The sequence below is a fragment of the Dyella marensis genome, assembly GCF_049532885.1.
GTDB classification, from domain to species: Bacteria; Pseudomonadota; Gammaproteobacteria; order Xanthomonadales; family Rhodanobacteraceae; genus Dyella_D; species Dyella_D marensis.
The window spans coordinates 2,912,944-2,928,027 of sequence record NZ_CP064029.1 but is presented as its reverse complement, the minus strand read 5'-3'; the positions used below and the strand labels follow the sequence as shown (position 1 = coordinate 2,928,027).

The 15,084-nt window shown below is 68.8% G+C and carries 15 protein-coding genes; 7 read left to right on the top strand and 8 right to left on the bottom strand.

Annotation, left to right across the window (positions count from 1 at the left end; all coding sequences use genetic code 11):
• The first annotated feature begins 107 nt into the window (after positions 1-107).
• A complete protein-coding gene (locus ISN75_RS12565; protein ID WP_167257001.1) occupies positions 108-1,109 on the top strand; it encodes an RluA family pseudouridine synthase in 1,002 nt (333 codons plus the stop codon).
• Here ISN75_RS12565 and ISN75_RS12560 read toward each other — a convergent pair.
• Positions 1,087-2,592 carry a type II CAAX endopeptidase family protein gene (locus tag ISN75_RS12560; protein ID WP_343819959.1) on the bottom strand — a complete coding sequence of 502 codons (1,506 nt, stop codon included), beginning with the start codon at positions 2,590-2,592 and terminating at the stop codon, positions 1,087-1,089. The genes ISN75_RS12565 and ISN75_RS12560 overlap by 23 nt on opposite strands.
• 2 nt (positions 2,593-2,594) lie before the next feature.
• On the bottom strand, positions 2,595-2,936 hold the full coding sequence (locus ISN75_RS12555) for a 4a-hydroxytetrahydrobiopterin dehydratase (RefSeq protein WP_167256941.1): 342 nt from the start codon (positions 2,934-2,936) through the stop codon (positions 2,595-2,597).
• A gap of 149 nt (positions 2,937-3,085) precedes the next feature.
• Between ISN75_RS12555 and ISN75_RS12550 the strand changes: the two genes are divergently transcribed.
• Positions 3,086-3,694, top strand: coding sequence for an NfuA family Fe-S biogenesis protein (locus ISN75_RS12550; RefSeq protein ID WP_343819957.1), 609 nt, complete (start codon positions 3,086-3,088; stop codon positions 3,692-3,694).
• Positions 3,695-3,836: 142 nt separating this feature from the next.
• Here ISN75_RS12550 and ISN75_RS12545 read toward each other — a convergent pair whose 3' ends face one another.
• Positions 3,837-4,190, bottom strand: a complete 354-nt coding sequence (locus tag ISN75_RS12545) for a c-type cytochrome (RefSeq protein WP_167256943.1) — start codon at positions 4,188-4,190, stop codon at positions 3,837-3,839.
• An 18-nt stretch (positions 4,191-4,208) separates the two neighbouring features.
• Positions 4,209-4,532, bottom strand: coding sequence for a c-type cytochrome (locus tag ISN75_RS12540; RefSeq protein ID WP_168647261.1), 324 nt, complete (start codon positions 4,530-4,532; stop codon positions 4,209-4,211).
• A gap of 150 nt (positions 4,533-4,682) precedes the next feature.
• Here ISN75_RS12540 and ISN75_RS12535 point away from each other — a divergent pair, with 150 nt between their 5' ends.
• Complete coding sequence (locus ISN75_RS12535) at positions 4,683-5,828, top strand: glycoside hydrolase family 18 protein (RefSeq protein ID WP_343819955.1); 1,146 nt, start codon at positions 4,683-4,685, stop codon at positions 5,826-5,828.
• Positions 5,829-5,837: 9 nt separating this feature from the next.
• On the opposite strand, the gene ISN75_RS12530 is transcribed toward ISN75_RS12535, so the two are convergent.
• The 4 genes from ISN75_RS12530 to ISN75_RS12515 all read right to left on the bottom strand — a co-directional run bounded on the left by ISN75_RS12530 (position 5,838) and on the right by ISN75_RS12515 (position 9,721).
• Complete coding sequence (locus tag ISN75_RS12530) at positions 5,838-7,073, bottom strand: TraB/GumN family protein (RefSeq protein WP_167256945.1); 1,236 nt, start codon at positions 7,071-7,073, stop codon at positions 5,838-5,840.
• A gap of 81 nt (positions 7,074-7,154) precedes the next feature.
• On the bottom strand, positions 7,155-8,045 hold the full coding sequence (locus ISN75_RS12525) for a carbon-nitrogen hydrolase (protein ID WP_343819953.1): 891 nt from the start codon (positions 8,043-8,045) through the stop codon (positions 7,155-7,157).
• Between the two features lie 154 nt (positions 8,046-8,199).
• The gene (locus ISN75_RS12520; RefSeq protein ID WP_167256947.1) at positions 8,200-9,237 is read right to left on the bottom strand and encodes an agmatine deiminase family protein; all 1,038 of its coding nucleotides are present in this window, start codon (positions 9,235-9,237) and stop codon (positions 8,200-8,202) included.
• A gap of 145 nt (positions 9,238-9,382) precedes the next feature.
• The gene (locus tag ISN75_RS12515) at positions 9,383-9,721 is read right to left on the bottom strand and encodes a hypothetical protein (protein WP_167256948.1); all 339 of its coding nucleotides are present in this window, start codon (positions 9,719-9,721) and stop codon (positions 9,383-9,385) included.
• Positions 9,722-9,978: 257 nt separating this feature from the next.
• Between ISN75_RS12515 and ISN75_RS12510 the strand changes: the two genes are divergently transcribed.
• The 4 genes from ISN75_RS12510 (at position 9,979) to ISN75_RS12495 (ending at position 14,991) form a co-directional block, all read left to right on the top strand.
• Positions 9,979-11,889 (top strand): ABC-F family ATP-binding cassette domain-containing protein, encoded by a 1,911-nt coding sequence (locus ISN75_RS12510; RefSeq protein ID WP_343819950.1) that lies wholly within the window; start codon positions 9,979-9,981, stop codon positions 11,887-11,889.
• A 4-nt stretch (positions 11,890-11,893) separates the two neighbouring features.
• Positions 11,894-12,808 (top strand): phosphoglycerate mutase, encoded by a 915-nt coding sequence (locus ISN75_RS12505; RefSeq protein WP_343819948.1) that lies wholly within the window; start codon positions 11,894-11,896, stop codon positions 12,806-12,808.
• Positions 12,805-14,523 (top strand): single-stranded-DNA-specific exonuclease RecJ, encoded by a 1,719-nt coding sequence (recJ, locus tag ISN75_RS12500; RefSeq protein ID WP_343819946.1) that lies wholly within the window; start codon positions 12,805-12,807, stop codon positions 14,521-14,523. Before ISN75_RS12505 ends, recJ begins: the two co-directional genes overlap by 4 nt.
• A 105-nt stretch (positions 14,524-14,628) precedes the next feature.
• Positions 14,629-14,991, top strand: a complete 363-nt coding sequence (locus ISN75_RS12495) for an STAS/SEC14 domain-containing protein (RefSeq protein WP_168647268.1) — start codon at positions 14,629-14,631, stop codon at positions 14,989-14,991.
• The last annotated feature ends 93 nt before the right edge of the window (positions 14,992-15,084 follow it).

Below are 15,084 nucleotides of genomic sequence, written 5' to 3'. Positions count from 1 at the left end.
CGGCGCTATCCTCGCCGGCGTCACGGGCGGGCGTCCCGGCCCGGACCGGTTTCGGCGGGCTAGGACGTAGCGCCGGCCGAGTATCCTATTTAGTCAGGTTTTTTTCAATGCAGACGGCAACTTCCCACGACGCACCTCACGGAGTGCGTCAAGTCGAGATCGGCCCGGAAAGGGACGGCCAGCGGATCGACAACGCCTTGATGACCATCCTCAAGGGCGTGCCGAAAAGCATGATCTACCGTCTGCTGCGCACCGGACAGGTGCGCGTGAACGGCAAGCGCGCCAAGCCGGAAACCCGTCTCGCCGCCGGCGATATGCTGCGTATTCCGCCGGTGCGCATGGCCCCGGAGAAGACCGGCGAGCAGCCGCCTTCGGCCGCGCTGATGGAAGCCGTCGCGGAGGCTGTCATCTTCGAGGACAAGCATTTCCTGGTGATCGACAAGCCCGCCGGCATCGCCAGCCATGGCGGCAGCGGGGTCAGCCACGGGGCGATCGAGCTGCTGCGCGCGGCCCGGCCGAACGAGCACCTGGAGCTGGTCCATCGCCTGGACCGCGACACCAGCGGCGTACTCGTGTTCGCCCGCACCCGCGCCGGCCTGACCGGGCTGCAGGCGCTGATCCGCGCCAATACGGTGACCAAGCAATACCTCTGCCTGATGGTCGGGCATCCGAACAAAGCCAAGTTCGACGTCAACGCGCCGCTGCAGAAATCGGTGCTCCAGGGCGGCGAACGGATGGTAAGAGTGTCCGATAACGGCAAGCCCTCGCTTACCTTTTTCCGCGAGATGGAGCAGTACCGCGGCGCCCGCCTGATGCAGGCCACCCTGGGCACCGGCCGTACCCACCAGATCCGCGTGCACGCCGCCCACGTCGGCCACCCGCTGGCCGGCGACGCCAAGTACGGCGACAAGGAAGCGAACAAGCTGTACCGCGAGATGGGCCTGCAGCGGCTGTTCCTGCATGCCGCGCATATGAGCTTCGAGCTCGATGGGCGCGCCTACGGCTTCTCGGCGCCCTTGCCGGAAGACTTGAAGAACTTCCTCGATGTGCTTGCAGTGAAAGGCAAAAATCCCGAGGGCTACCGCCCTAGAGGAAAAAACGCGCACTGACTTCCAGCGAGCGCAGCAGCCCGCCGGTCAGCCCGCTTTCCACCAGCAGCGCGCAGCCGGCGTGAGCCAGGGCGACCGGCAGCAGGCGGCGGGAGCGCAGGAAGCACCACGCCCACCCAAGCTCGGCCAGGAAGCACAGCTGCATCAGCGCTCCGTTCGGGGTGTGCAGGAGGGCGAACAGGGTGGCGGTGCCCAGGATCGGCAGCGCCGTTCCCCCCGGCCAGTGCTCCAGCCGGCGCAGCACCACCGCCAGCATCAGCCACTGCTGCAGGCCGGCCCAGGCGACATATAAGAAAGCGTGGCGCCATTCCGGCGCGGCGTAGCCATGGCCGAACACGGCCACCACGATCGCGGCCACCGGAAGCAGCGCCAGCGGCGCCAGCCAGTCCTTCGGCTTGCCGCCGATCCAGCGCCAATCCGCCGGGCGCCGCCGCGTCTCCTTCCACCCGGCCCAGGCCAGCGCACCGATAAAAGCCGCCACCGCCGGCGGCGATGCGTGCAGCCCCCATTGCAGGCCGGCGATCAGCCAGAGCGGGCCGGCCGCCACGGCCAGCACGTCCCAGGCGGGATGGGTATCGCGCCGCGCCGTATACAGCAGCACCAGCAGGTAGGCCGCGCAGATCGACCAGGCCAGCCAGGCGGGAGCGGCTTCATGCGCGGTAGCGACAGGGGTGGACCCGGCGGAAACGATGAGGGCGGCCGGCCACCGATCGCGCAGCCGGTCGCGCAGCCCGAGCCAGTTTTCGACCGAGCCTTCGCGCGGCAGCCAGACCAGCGGCACGGCCGGCATGATGGGGGCCACGGTCAGCTGTTCGCGCAGATCGATCTCCCGTCCCGCCGAAAGGTCGACCGTGGGAGCGAAGCCGGGCAACGCTACCGGCCGCTCCGCCACCAGCGCCGCGTCGCGCAGTTCGAGCGTCCCGCCGGCCGGCAGTTGCGCGCGCAGGCGGAACAGATAAGCCACGGTGGCCGGCATCGCGCAGGGCGATGCGTCCCCATGCCGCCAGTCGAGCTTGCGCAGATCGAAGACCTGGGTGGCCGTGTCGCCGACAGGAATCCCGCCAGCGTCGGCCATGCACGAAGGCTCCTGCGCGTGCGGCTGGACGATGAGATAAAGCGATCCGGCCTTGCTGCCGCGGAGGTCCAGATGCAGCAACGGCCAGTGCGCCAGATCCATCGGCTGCAGAACCGGCAGGCCCAGTTCGAAAGGCTGCCCGTCACGGCTGGTCACTTTCAGACCGGTCCCATCCGCAGCCACCGAAGCATTCCCGAACGCCCGCCCGGCCACCAGATCGCGCGGCTGCCGCAGGCGCCATCGCCACAGCGGCTCGCCCGCCTGCAGCACATGCAGTTCGCGCTCCGCCTCATGGCGCAGATGGCTTTCCACCATCCAGCCCGCCAGCGCGCGCAGCCCCAGCAGCAACAAGGCCGCCGCCAGCACGAAGCTGGCGACGCGAACCGCAGCAGGCAGGCGCGCGCCCAAGCTCAGCGCGCCAGCAAGGCCTCGACGCGCGCGGCGCAGATAAAGTCGTTGAGCGAAAGCCCACCCACGTCATGCGTCGACCACAGCACCTGGCAGTGCCCATAGCCGGCTTCGAGATCCGGATGGTGGTCTTCCTGGTTGGCCATGAAGCCGACCGCATTGATAAAGCCCAGGGTGTGGTGGAAATCGGCGAACTTGAAGTCCTTCACGATCGCCTTGCCTGCGGCGGCCAGCGTCCAGCCCGGCAGTTTCGCCAGCATGGCCTCGATCTGCGCGCCATCCAGCGCGTGCTCCTTGCCCTTGCGCGGGGTGCAGTGCTGGCTGGCGAGGTCGGCGTAGCTCATGGTCGGGACTCCGGAAGATTCAAAACGCGAAGCGTCGAAGTTGCGTGGCGAAAAGTCAAAACCATGCAGCCGGCGCGAAAGAGGACTAAAATGGTGCTGTTTCCGGCGCGGCTCCCCAGCCCGCGCCAGGCCGTTTCCCCGGAGCAGGCATGATCGACATTTCCGAACGCGCGCAGCGGCATTTCCTGCGTCTTCTTTCGCAGCAGGGCATCGAAGGCCTCAGCATCCGCCTGCGCGTCACCGCGCCGGGCACGCCCGCCGCCAATTGCGAGCTGGAGTTCTGCGAGCCGGACGAGCTCACCGGCAAGGAATGGACCATCGAATGCGAGGGCTTCCTGTTCCAGATCGAGGGCGACAGCGCGCCCTGGCTCGACGGCGCCAGCATCGACTACGAATCCAACGCCACCGGCGGCCAGCTCAATATCCGCGCGCCGCGCATCAAGGGCGACATGCCGGGCATGGAAGCGGGCCTGGTGGAGCGTGTGCGCTACGTGCTCGACGCCGAGGTCAATCCGCGCATCGCCGCGCACGGCGGCCGCATCAGCCTGCTGGAGGTGAGTGCGCAAGGCGTGGTAGTGCTGCAGTTCGGCGGTGGCTGCCACGGCTGCGGCATGGTCGACGTGACGCTCAAGCAAGGCGTGGAGAAGACGCTGCGTGAACGCGTGCCGGAGATCACCGAAGTGCGCGATGCCACCGACCACGCGGGCGGCAGCAATCCGTACTACAGCAAGCGGGAAGGGCACTCGGCCATGGGCTGATCAGGAAGAACGGTCGAGCTTATGGCGATCCTTCGCCCGCTGCTCCGCCCGCCCCCTCACCCCGACCCTCTCCGCGGAGGGGAGAGGGGGCAAAAGAAAAAGGCCCGCGCGAGCGGGCCTTTTCATGCGGCAAGCTCAGGGCTTACTTGTCGCCCTGGATATGCCCTTCGAGCGTGCTGAGCTTGCTCGGCTGCGCGGAGAAATAGGCCGCCACGTCCTCGATGTCCTGCTCGGACAGCGTGGCGACGAAGCCCTTCATGATCGCGTTGTTGCGCGCGCCGCTCTTGTACTCGTGCAGGGCGCGCTGGATGTACAGGTTGTACTGGCCGGCCAGGCGCGGGTACTGCGGATCGACGGAATTGCCGTCGGCGCCGTGGCAGGCGAAGCAGGCAGCGGCCTTCTGCTTGCCGGCGTCGGTGTTGCCGGCGGCCGGGGCCTGGAGGGAAGCGAACGCCAGGACGGCGCCGAACGAAAGCAGGGTGAGCGCACGATTCATCGGAATCCCTTGGGCTACTTACTTGGCGAGGCTGGACAGGTAGGCGGCGATGTCCTCGATGTCCTTGTCGGACAGGCTCTGCGCCTGGGCACCCATGGTCGGATGGCTGCGGTCGCCCGCCTTGTAGCCGTGCAGGGCGTTGATGATGTACTGCGCGTTCTGCCCGGCGATCTTCGGCACGGGGTAGCGCGGATAGGCGTTTTCGTAACCCTCGACGCCGTGGCAGCCATTGCAGGTGTAGATCAGTTTGCGGCCGGCGGCCTTGTCGCCTTCGGCATGCGCGCTGCCAGTGACGAGTAGAGCGGCAGCGACGGTCAGGCCGAGCAATTGCAGTCGAGTCATCATCATTCCCACGATTCCGACGGGTACATGGCGTTAAAGTCTCGGAAGTATAGTCGGTGGGTCCGAGCAGGGACAACAACGCCGATGGGCCATCCGGCGGCTTGCCCAGCCACTCGAAGAACCAAGACACTTGATAGATAAGGACACGGCATGGTGGGGATTGCGTCGCACGGCCGCCCGGCGGCTTTCCGGTGGATGCTGGGCCTGGCGGCCCTGCTGCTGATGGGCGCCGCGGTGGCGAAAGAATCGCCAGCCAGCTATCGCATCGTGGGCTACGTGGCCGATGCCGACCCGCTGCCGGCCATCGACCCGGCCAAGGTCGACGTCCTCAACTACGCCTTCGGCACGCTCGACGAACAAGGCCACATCGTGCTGCGCAGCCCGCACGCCACGGCCTCGCTGGCCAGCCTGGTGGCCTTGCGCCAGCGCAACCCGCGGTTGCGCATCGTGCTGTCGGTGGGCGGCTGGAGCGCGGGGCATTTCTCCGAGGCCGCGCTCACCGAAGCCTCGCGCAAGCGCTTCGCCGACGCCGCCGCGAAGCTGATCGGGCAGCACGACCTCGACGGCCTGGACGTCGACTGGGAATACCCCACGCTCCCCGGCGGCAACATCAGCCACCGCCCCGAGGACCGCCGCAACTTCAGCCTGATGCTGGAAGCCGTGCGCGCGCGCCTGGACGCGCTGGGCAAGCAGCACCAGGGCCGGCATTACCTGCTGACCATCGCCTCGGCCGACAACGAATTCGTCGCCGGCATCGAGCTGGCGCGCGTGGCGCGTTCGCTGGACTGGTTCAACATGATGGCCTACGACTTCCACAACAGCCTCACGCCCGCCACCGGCCACCACGCCGGCCTGCATCCGTCGGAGCTCGATCCTTCCGGCGACCGCGCCGCGGACAAGGCGGTGCAGCAGTATCTCGAAGCGGGCGTGCCGGCTTCGAAGCTGGTGCTGGGCGTGCCGTTCTACGGCCGCGCGTTTACGGACGTGGCGCCGGAACACAACGGCCTGCAGCAGAAGTACGGCAAGTTCTTCGGCGCGCCCTCGTGGCGCGAACTGACGGCGGACTACATCGGCAAGAACGGCTACGTGCGCTACTGGGACGAGCAGGCCCAGGTGCCGTATCTGTGGAATGCGAAGACGCACACGTTTGTGAGCTACGAAGACCCGCAGTCGCTGCGCATCAAGACCGATTTCATCAAGTCGCGGCACCTGGGCGGCGCGATGTACTGGGAGCAGAGCCTGGACAAGGACAGCGAACTGCTCGACGTGCTGGTCAAGGGCCTGCACCAGCCCTGAGCGCAAGCCTCAGAACAGGCTCTTGAAGATATGGATGCCGGCGGTGTACTCGCCGGCAATCGTGCCCACGCATACCAGCAGGAAGTTGAGCAGGGTGCGCGCCACGCGGTTCTTCCACCAGCCGGTCCAGTGGCCGATGTCGTCGCGCAGGGTTTCGAAGTCGGCCACGCGCGGTTTGCGCACCCAGGCTTCGGCCATCGCGCTGATCGCGCCGGAAGGTACGCCGGGGCGGAACGGCTTGATCGGTCCGGCCACGGCCGCGGCCAGCACACTCAGCGGATGGCCGCCGGCGATGATCGCGCCCAGCGCGGAGAAGCCCGCGGTGTACATCACCCAGTCGCGCAGCGCCTGCGCGCCCAGCGCGCTGTTGCGGTGGAAGGCGATGCCGATCGCCACGAACACCAGCAGCACCAGGCCGATGGCGATCCATTTCGGCCAGCTCGATTTCACCGGCAGCCTGGCCAGCTCGGCCGCCTGCGCGGCCGCATCGCCCTGCTGCGTGCGCAGCAGTTCGCTCAGGCCCTTCAAGTGGCCGGCGCCGATCACCACCAGCACGCGCCGCGGCTCGCCGCCGTAGCCGGCCAGGCCGGCTTCTTCGCGCAGGCGCGCCGCCATGTAGGCGTCGCGCTCGGCGATCAGGCTGCGGTAGAGCGGCTCGGATTGATTGGCGAATTCGCTGAAGGCGCTTTCCAGCATGTCGCCTTCCTTGAGCTTCTCGATTTCCTTTTCCTCGATCGCCTCGCGTTCGAACACGCTGGCGAGCAGGCCGCCCATCAGGCCGAAGCGCTGCCAGAAACCGACGCTGCGCCAGGCGCGCTTGAGCGTGGTGCCGACCTCGCGGTCGACCAGCCACACCGGCACGCCGCGCTGTTCGGCGCCGTCCATCGCGGCTTTCATTTCGGCGCCGGGTTCGATGCCGAACTGGTCGGCCAGGCGCTTCTGGAAGGTGGACAGCACCAGGCTGGCGGCGACCATGCCGGCCTTGCCCTGGCGGATCACCTGGAACAGATCCATCTTCTTGAGCGCATCCGGATCGCGCATGCCCTGCGCGCGGCTCGGGCACAGCTCCACCGCCACCGCGTCGAAGCGCTCGCGCGCCAGCAGCTCGCGCACCGCTTCCACGCTGGCGCGCGACACATGCGCCGTGCCCAGCACCACGTATTCGACGCCGTCGCGCAGCACGCGCTCGATCGGCTGGCCTTCGAGGGCGGCGGGCAGGGCGGTGTCGGTGGCGTCCAGGCTCATGCGTCGGTTCGGTGCGTAAGGGAAATCACTGCATGGGGTCGGCGGCCGGAAGGCGCAAGCCATCCGGCTGGAGGTCACGCTTCAGTCGCGGAAGCGCTTCAGCAGGTCGCCGTAGGCGTCGATGCGGCGGTCGCGCAGGAACGGCCAGATCCGGCGCACGTGCTCGCTGCGCGCCATGTCGATCTCGACCACCAGCAGCTGGCGCCCGTCGGTGCCGGCCTGGCCGAGGAATTCGCCCTGCGGCCCGGCCACGAAGCTGGTGCCCCAGAACTGGATGCCGGCGCCCACGCCCGACGGATCCGGCTCATAGCCGGTGCGGTTGCAGGCCAGCAGCGGCAGGCCGTTGGCCACCGCGTGGCCGCGCTGCACCGTGACCCAGGCTTCGCGCTGGCGGTCTTTCTCGGCCTGCTCGTCGTTCGGGTCCCAGCCGATCGCGGTGGGATAGAGCAGCAGCTCCGCGCCGGCCAGCGCCATCAGGCGCGCGGCTTCCGGATACCACTGGTCCCAGCACACCAGCACGCCGAGGCGGCCGACCGCGGTGTCGATCGGATCGAAGCCCAGGTCGCCCGGCGTGAAGTAGAACTTCTCATAGAACGCCGGATCGTCCGGGATGTGCATCTTGCGGTACTTGCCGGCGATCTTCGCCGAGCGGTCGAACACCACCGCGGTGTTGTGGTACAGGCCGGTGGCGCGCTTCTCGAACAGCGAAGCCACCACCACCAGCTTCAATTCCCCGGCGAGCTTGCCGATGCGCTCGGTGCTGTGGCCGGGGATGCTCTCGGCCAGGTCGAACTCGCCCACGGACTCGTGCTGGCAGAAATACGGGCCGTTGTGCAGCTCCTGCAGCAGCACCAGTTCGGCGCCGGCCGCGGCGGCTTCGCGCAGGCCGGCTTCGATGGCGTCGAGATTGGCGTCGCGGCTGCCGCGGTGGGTTTCCTGCAGCAGCGCGACCTTGAGGGTCTTGCGGGTCATGGGGAGTCCTGCTCGCTGGGGGCGAAAGGGCAATTGTACGTAGTAAGTAGGTTGGGGTGAGCCGCAGGCGAACCCCAACAGGCCCGCCACCGTGTCGTAACGTTGGGGTTCGCTTTGCTCACCCCAACCTACGCCGGCCGATGCTTAAGAGGATTCAGCCGTAGATGCCCGCCGGCAATTGCATGGTGATGCAGTGCAGGCTGCCGTTCTGCCAGATCAGCGGGCGGCAGGGCACCTGCACCACCTCGCGTCCCGGATGGGCCTGGCCGATGATCCGCGCCGCTTCGTCGTCGGCCGGGTCGCCATAGGCGGGCACCAGCACGCCGCCGTTGACGATCAGATAGTTGGCGTACGAGGCCGCGAGGCGGCGCCCTTCGTCCAGGATCGGCTCGGCCCAGGGCAGCGGGTGCAGCGCGTACGGCTTGCCGTCCACCGTGCACAGCGCGGCCAGTTCGCCGGCCATGCGCGCCAGTTCGTCGTGGTGCGCGTCGCCCAGGTCGTCGCAGGCCTGGAACACGATGCCGCCGTCCGGCGAGAAGCGCGCCAGCGTGTCGATATGCGCGTCGGTGTCGTCGCCTTCCAGATAACCGTAGTCCAGCCACAGGATGCGGCCGGCGTGCAGGCCGTCGCGCAGGATCGCGGTCATCTCCTCGCGCGACTGCTCCGGATGGCGCTGCACCAGGCAGCGCCAGGTGGTGAGCACGGTGCCGGCGCCATCGCTCTCGATGCCGCCGCCTTCCAGCGCCCAGTCGATGCGCTTGTGCGCGGCGCGGCCGAAGACGCCGGCCTGCACCAGGCCGGCCACCAGCGCGTCGTCCTGCTCGGCGCCGAACTTGCCGCCCCAGCCGGTGAAGCGGAAATCGGTGAGCTGGAAGGCGCCCTGGTCGTCCTTGAGGGTGATCGGGCCGGAATCGCGCAGCCAGGTGTCGTCGTAGGGCAGTTCGACGAAGCGGATGCGGGCGAGATCCACGCCGGCATCGCGCAGCTTCGCTTCGGCATGCGCGCGCAGTCCGGCGTCGGCGACCACCACGATCAGCGGCTCGAAGCGGGTGACCGCCGCGGCCAGCGCCACATAGGTGGTTTCCACCTCGGCCAGGCGCTCGGCCCAGTCGGTATCGGCATGCGGCCAGGCGATCAGGACGGCCGACTGGGGCTCCCATTCCGCCGGCAGGCGCAAGGTGGCGTGGCTCATGTGGGGGACTCGCGTTGCAAGGGGAAACGCGAATTGTAGGGGGCGGGAATAGGGAATAGGGAATCGGGAATAGCAAAAAGAGCCGCGGCAAGCGCCGCAGCTCTTCGATTCCCTATTCCCTATTCCCGCCCGGAAGGCGATGCCCTCAGTTCACCGTATCGGGATTCTTGTTGTTGCCGGCCGGGGTGTTCAGCACCGCATGGATCACATGGCTGTGCTCGAAATACACGATGAAGTTGGAGTAATCCCAACGATTGATCACCGGATGCTTGGCCGTATCGCCGCCGCGCGGCGAGAGCTTGCGCTTGGGCGCGCCGAACTTCTGTTCGACCTGCTCCATGCTCATGCCGCGGGCCGGAAGGTTCATGCCCTGTTCCTGCTTGACGCGATTGATCAGCAGGTTGTCGGCCCGGGCCAGCTGCGGCGCGGCGGCGCCGGCGGCGAGCAATACGAGCATGGGCAGGCTGATGCCGAACTTGGTCATGGTCCCCTCTCCACGTTGACGGGGGCAGTCAGGCTGCGCCTCCGCACGTCATATGTCTGTCGATTGCCCCCGAGCGGCAGCGGCGCGAGGCCGCTGCGCAGTGCGGCGTCGTTGTAGCAGAAACCGCGGCGGGGAAGCTACGAGCACCGCTCGCGACTGCGATGGGGTGGGCATTCCGGCCATGGGGCAGGGCGCCGCGTCCGCTATCATGGGCGGCTGAGGGCGGCTGCACGCCCTGTCCATGGGTTGTGGTTCCGATGATCGCCTTCCGTCATTTCGCCCTGCGCCGCGGCGCCCGGCTGCTGCTTTCCGACATCGACCTGGTCATCCAGAGCGGCTGGCGGCTGGGCGTGGTCGGCCGCAACGGCTGCGGCAAGTCCAGCCTGTTCGCCGCCCTGCAGGGCCAGGTGGAAGCCGACGCCGGCGAGCTCGATCTGCCCGCGCGCCTGCGCCTGGCCTCGGTGGCGCAGGAGACCCCGGCCCTGCCGGACCCGGCGATCGAATACGTGATGGGCGGCGACGAGGAACTGGCCATCGCCCTGCGCGACGAACTCGATGCCCAGGCCCGCGGCGACACCGAAGCCATGGCCAAGGCGCACCACCGCATCGAGGAACTGCACGGCTACGACGCCCGCGCCCGCGCCGGCCGCCTGCTGCACGGCCTGGGCTTCGCGCCGGAAACGCACGAGCGCGCGGTGCGCGAGTTCTCCGGCGGCTGGCGCGTGCGCCTGAATCTGGCGCGCGCGCTGATGGCGCCGTCCGAACTGCTGCTGCTCGACGAGCCCACCAACCATCTGGACCTGGACGCCGTGCTGTGGCTGGAAGAATGGCTGCGCCGCTACCAGGGCACCTTGCTGGTGATCTCGCACGACCGCGAATTCCTCGACGGCGTGATCACCCACACCCTGCATCTGAACGAAGGCCGCGCCAAGCTCTACACCGGCAACTACAGCGCCTTCGAGCGCCAGCGCGCCGAACACCTGCGCCTGCAGCAGATCGCGCACGAGCGCGAGCAGGCCGAGCGCGCCCACCTGCAGTCCTTTATCGACCGCTTCAAGGCCAAGGCCAGCAAGGCCAAGCAGGCGCAGTCGCGCATGAAGCGGCTGGAGAAGATGGCCGGCACCGAGGCCGTGCGCGCCGAGCGCTCGTTCCGCTTCCAGTTCGCCGTGCCCGAGCGCCTGCCCGATTCGATGCTGCAGCTGGAAGAGGTCACCGCCGGCTATCCGGACGACAACGGCGGCGCGCCCGCGGCGATCCTGCACGACGTGCGCTTCCGCCTGGAAGCCGGCGACCGCGTCGGCCTGCTCGGCCCCAACGGCGCGGGCAAGTCGACCCTGGTCAAGACCCTGGTCGGCGAACTGGCCCCGCTGGCCGGCGAGCGCAAGACGCACAAGGACCTGAAGATCGGCTACTTCGCCCAGCACACGGTGGAGAGCCTGCACGAGGGTTCCAGCCCGCTGCAGCATCTGCAGGACAAAGCCCCCGGCGTCGGCACGCAGGTGCTGCGCGACTTCCTCGGCGGCTGGAATTTCGCCGGCGACCGCGCCTTCGAATCGGTGGACGGTTTCTCCGGCGGTGAACGCGCGCGCCTGGCGCTGGCGCTGATCGCGTGGGACAAGCCCAACCTGCTGCTGCTCGACGAGCCCACCAACCATCTGGACCTGGACATGCGCGAGGCGCTGGCCGACGCGCTGGCCGATTTCGACGGCGCGCTGGTGCTGGTCTCGCACGACCGCCATCTGCTGGGCATGGTCTGCGACAGCTTCTGGCGCGTCGCCGACGGCCAGGTCGAAGGCTTCGACGGCGACCTCGACGACTACGCCCGCTGGCTGCGTGCCCGCGGCTCCTCGCCGAAGAAGAACGCGCCGGCCAACAGCACGTCGGCCAACAGCACGCCGGCCGTGTCCGCCGCCGACCGCCGCCGCGCGGCCGCCGCGCAGCGCGAAAACGAAAAGGCCACGCGGCAGAAGGTCAAGAAGATCGAAACGCGCATGGCCGCGATCGACGAGGAGCTGGGCAAGCTGGAAGCCAAGCTCGCCGATCCGGAGGTCTACAACGGCTCCACCGCCGAGATGATGAAGCTCGGCCAGCGCCAGGCCGAACTGCGCCGCGAGAAGGAAACGCTCGAGGCCGAGTGGTTAGAGCTGTACGAACTGCTGGAGGCCTGAGGCGATGGCGGAGGCGGCGCGACCGCTGGAACTGTGGCTGCCCGACCTGCCGCGCTTCGAGCCGGACCATCCGCTGCGCGCCTGGCTGGCGCGCGCCGACCGCATCGATGACGGCCCGCGCGGCTTTCTCGGCGGGCTGGCCGCGTATTTCGACTGCGCCGACGGTTTCGCGCCGGCGGCGCTGACACGTGAGCTGCTGGCCGGCGATGCCGGCGAAGCCACCTGGCTCAGCGCCGACCCGGCCTGGATCCAGCCCGATCTCAACGGCGCGCGCCTGCTGGCCTGCGGGCAGATGCAGCTGAGCCTCGACGAAGCCCGCACGCTGGCCGATGCGCTGCAGCCGGTGTTCGCCGATGCCGGCATGGTGCTGGAAGTCGGCACGCCGGACCGCTGGCACGTGCGCGTGCCGCCGGGCATCGCCTTGCCTTCGTTCGCCTCGCCGGACGAGGCGCTGGGCGAGAACCTTGTGCAGCATCTGCCGGAAGGTGCCCAGGGGCGCCGCTGGCGCGTGATCCTCACCGAGGCGCAGGTGCTGCTGCATCAGCATCCCTTGAATGCGCAGCGGCGCGAGCGCGGATTGCCGCCAGTGAACAGCCTGTGGTTGTGGGGCGGCGGCCATCTGCCGACCAAGGTGCGCAGCGCCTTGAGCGCCTGCGTGAGCGACGACGTGCTGCTCGGCGCGCTGGCTGCGCGCGCGGGCGTCGATGTCGTGCCGCGTACGCCCGAAGCCATCGCCAAGGCCGGCGCCGGCTGGCTGATCGATCTGCAGGACCTGCAGGCGGGCGAGATCGGCGGCGCCTGGTGGCCGGTGCTGCAGCGTCTTGCCGCGGCTCCGCTGCAACTGTCCTTCGCCAGCGGCGAACGCTGGCTGCAGCGTCCCTGGCATCGCCTGCGATTCTGGCGCGGTGGCCGCCGATGAGTCCGCGCCTGAGCCTGCGCCGCCGCGCGCCGAAAGGCGTGCCGCAAGGCTGGAGCGATGCCGTGCATCCGGTGCTGCGCCAGATCTATGCGGCGCGCGGCGTGCTCAGTCCCGCCGATGCCGATCACCGGCTCGCCTGCATGCTGGCGCCGCACCAGCTCGGCGGCCTGGAACGCGCGGTGGAACTGTTGGCCGAGGCGATCGGCGGCGACTGGCGCATCCTGATCGCCGGCGACTACGACTGCGACGGCGCCACCGGCACGGCCGTGGCCGTGCGCGGCCTGCGCATGCTCGGCGCGCGCCACGTCGATTACGCGGTGCCGAACCGCTTTATCCACGGCTATGGCTTGAGTCCCGCCCTGGTCAAATCGCTGCAGCCGCAGCCGCAGCTCATCATCACGGTGGACAACGGCGTCGCCAGCCTGAGCGGCGTGGCCGCGGCGCAGGCGCTGGGCATCCGCGTGATCGTCACCGACCACCATCTGCCCGGCGAGCAATTGCCGGCGGCCGATGCGATGGTCAATCCGAACCTGGCCGGCGATGCGTTTCCGAGCAAGGCGCTGGCCGGCGTCGGCGTGATGTTCTATCTGCTGCTGGCCCTGCGCGCGGCGCTGCGCGGGCAGGGCGCGTTCGCCGCGGGCAAGGAGCCCGACCTTTCCACGCTGCTGGACCTGGTGGCGCTGGGCACGGTCGCCGACCTGGTGCCGCTGGACTACAACAACCGCGTGCTGGTCGAGGCGGGCCTGAAGCGCATCCGCGCGGGGCGCGCCTGCGCGGGCATCGCGGCGCTGGTGGAGTCTGGCAAGCGCAGCGTAGCCACGCTGTGCGCCAGCGACCTGGGTTTCTCGGTGGGGCCGCGGCTCAATGCCGCCGGCCGCCTGGAAGACATGCGCCTGGGCGTGGAATGCCTGTTGACCGACGACTTCGGCGTGGCGCGCCGCTACGCCGAGCAGCTGAGCGCGATCAACCAGGAGCGCCGCGAACTGCAGGCGACCATGGTGGCCGAAGCCGAGGTGATGGTGGCGCGCGCCGCCGATATCGATGCGGTGGGCGTGGCCCTGTTCGAACCCTCGTGGCATGCCGGCGTGGTGGGGCTGGTGGCGTCGAAGCTGAAGGAGCGGCTGCATCGCCCGGTGATCGCGTTCGCTCCGGCGAGCGAGGACAACACCGGCGAGCTGCGCGGCTCCGGCCGCTCGATCGCCGGTTTTCATATCCGCGATGCGCTGGCCGCGATCGACGCGCGCCAGCCCGGCCTGATCGAACGCTTCGGCGGCCACGCCATGGCCGCAGGCCTGAGCCTTAAAGCGAGCGACTTCGCCCGTTTCGCCGCGGCGTTCGATGCGATCGCGCGCGAATGGCTGGACGAAGCCTGCCTGGAACACGTGCTCTATACCGACGGCGAACTGCCGCCCGGCGCCGCCACCCTGGAGCTGGCGCGGCAGCTGCGCTATGGCGGCCCCTGGGGCCAGGCGTTTCCGGAGCCGGTGTTCGACAACGAATTCGCCTGCGCCAGCTGGCGCGTGATGGGCGAAACCCATCTGCGCCTGAGCCTGAGCGATCCGCGCGACGGCGCCGTGCTGGACGCGGTGATGTTCGGCGCCTACACCGGCCAGCCGCCGCCGGCGCGATTGCGCGCCGCCTACGAGCTGACCATCAACGACTGGCAGGGCCGCGAAAGCCCGCGCCTGCTGCTGCGGCATATCGAGCCGTTGTGATTTGCCGCGGTGATTTGTTGGGCGCTTCTTCACGGCGCCTAGCTGCCGGCGCAACGAGCGCCGCGCTTGGATAGGGTCAGTCTCAACCATCGAGGAGCTGGCGCCATGATCGTGCAGATGACCGGACTGCCGCCCGGCGTGATCGGTTTCACCGCGCACAACCAGGTCACCGCGGCGGACTACGAACGGGTGGTGATTCCCGATATCGAGGCGGCCTTCGCGCTCAACCGCAAGCTGCGGGTGATCTTCCACATCGACCAGGACTTCACCGGCTTCGACGCCGCCGCGATGTGGGACGACGCCAAGCTGGGCTTCCGCCATTTCAGCGGCTGGGAACGCGCGGCCCTGGTCACCGACGTGGGCTGGATGCGCAACCTGGCCAAGGCGCTGGGGTTTCTGTCGCCGGGAGAGTTTCGCCTGTATGAGACGGCGCAGCTGGAAGAAGCGCGGAACTGGGTGAGCACGTAGCACGTAGGTTGGGGTGAGCCATAGGCGAACCCCAACGGACCTCGCAGGCTGCCGCACCGTTGGGGTTCGCTGCGCTTACCCCAACCTGCGCCG